Source organism: Mesotoga sp. HF07.pep.5.2.highcov (genome assembly GCF_003666285.1).
In the GTDB taxonomy this organism is placed as follows: domain Bacteria; phylum Thermotogota; class Thermotogae; order Petrotogales; family Kosmotogaceae; genus Mesotoga; species Mesotoga prima.
The window spans coordinates 1-1,788 of sequence record NZ_JFHJ01000531.1; the positions used below are offsets into that span (position 1 = coordinate 1).

Below are 1,788 nucleotides of genomic sequence, written 5' to 3' on the forward strand. Positions count from 1 at the left end.
TTTGCCGTGTTCTCGGGAATGAAAGACACATCGACAAATGTCCAGTAGACGTCATCGATAGTAAAAGGCTCACCGTCAGACCACTGGAGACCTTCTCTGATCTGAACGAAGAATGTCAGTCCGTCTTCAGAGAACCACCATTTTTTGGCCAAGCCAGGAAGTGTAGGCATGCCGCCCTCATCGGATTCGATTAGAGTTGCCAATGTGAATCCAAGAGGATCGGTTGAACTGGTTTCCTGTGCCCAGTCATAGTTAAATGTCTTTGGATCTCCCAAGCCCCAATAATAGAAAGTGCCTCCGGGCTTGCCGTTCCATGTCTCTTCTACGTGGTACTCAGTAGCGGCAAAAAGAAATCCTGCTGCAATGAGAACCACTAGAAGCACTGAAAGTTTCTTCATTTACTTTCCCCTCCTTGTTCTTGAGATGTGGAATAAAGATGGCACGCAACAAAATGATTCTCATCCACCCTGACCATGGGTGGATACTCCTTAGTACAAATATCCATCCTGTATTTGCATCTTGGATTGAAGAAACAACCCGTGGGTCTGTTTATCGGACTCGGTACCTGTCCGCCGACAAGGTCTTTACGATTTCGTTTCTTCTTCGGATCTGGTATAGGAGCGGCGGCAAGAAGAGCCTTGGTATAGGGATGCAACGGATTCTTAAAGATCGACTCACTATTACCCTGCTCTACGATCCTTCCTAGATACATGACAGATACTTCTTGAGATATGAACCTCACTAAAGAAAGGTTGTGAGAAATGAAAACATAACCTGCGTTAAGCTGTTCCTGAAGTTTCTGGAACAGATTTACAATCTGTGCCTGAACGGATACGTCTAATGCGGAAGTCGGCTCATCGAGGACAATTAGATCGGGGTTGACGCTTATCGCCCTTGCTACGGCAATTCTTTGGCGTTGGCCACCACTGAACTGATGAGGATATCTATCGACGTGATATGGTTTCAGGCCCACCTGAACGAGCAATTCCTTTACCTTTTCGATGGCTTCATCGAGATTCTTTACAAGTTCGTGAAAGAGAAGCGGTTCGGTGAGCATCTGTCCTACCGTCATTCTTGGATTCAAAGAGGACATTGGATCCTGAAAGACTATCTGCGCCTTTCTCCTAAGAAGTCTCTTCTTTTGATCCGCCTTTTCAAACAGATAATCAATGGCCTTCGATGCATCTCTGTTCGCTCTATTGTAAACGTCGTACATCTTCTTCTCGTATGGTTCAAATTCTGAATTATCACCATTGTTGAATCTCGCAGTATCAAAGTATTTCGCCTTAAGGTATTGCTTTGCACGACGCTTCTTCATGAAATAAAAAGTTGTGTCTTCTTCGTCAATGAGCATTTCTCCGTCGGTTACTTCAAGCAGGCGGACTATCGATTTCCCTATTGTCGTCTTGCCACAGCCGGATTCTCCAACGATACCAATGGTCTTGCCACGATCGACGGAAAACGATACGTCATCAACTGCCTTTACGAAACCAACCACTCTTTCAACCAGGAAACCTTGTTTTATTGGAAAGTACTTCTTCAGATTTCTAACTTCAAGAAGCTTCATTCTTGAGCCTCCTTGACCAGCAACACTCTATTGGTGATTGGGTTCCAGCACCTGACAAAATGATTATCCTTAAGTTGTTCAAGCCTTGGTAATTCCTTATAGCACCGATCAGTTGCCCTTGAACACCTTGGAAGGAAGGGACAAAGGTTTGGAGGATTAAGCATTATTGGCGGCTGGCCAGGAATCGGAAGAAGCTGATCTTGCTTTATATCAAGTCTAGG

3 protein-coding genes are annotated in these 1,788 nt (G+C 44.9%); all 3 read right to left on the reverse strand.

Features of this window, described 5'->3' with window-relative positions; genetic code table 11:
* Positions 1–398, reverse strand: a 398-nt coding sequence (locus BG32_RS11380) for an ABC transporter substrate-binding protein (protein WP_259459693.1), incomplete at its 3' end; no start/stop codon positions are given.
* Entirely contained in the window at positions 395–1,567 is a 1,173-nt protein-coding gene (locus tag BG32_RS11385; RefSeq protein ID WP_121526850.1) for an ABC transporter ATP-binding protein, read from the reverse strand. The genes BG32_RS11385 and BG32_RS11380, both read right to left, overlap by 4 nt.
* The coding region (locus BG32_RS11390) for an oligopeptide/dipeptide ABC transporter ATP-binding protein (RefSeq protein ID WP_409072662.1) at positions 1,564–1,788 on the reverse strand (225 nt) is incomplete at its 5' end. The genes BG32_RS11390 and BG32_RS11385, both read right to left, overlap by 4 nt.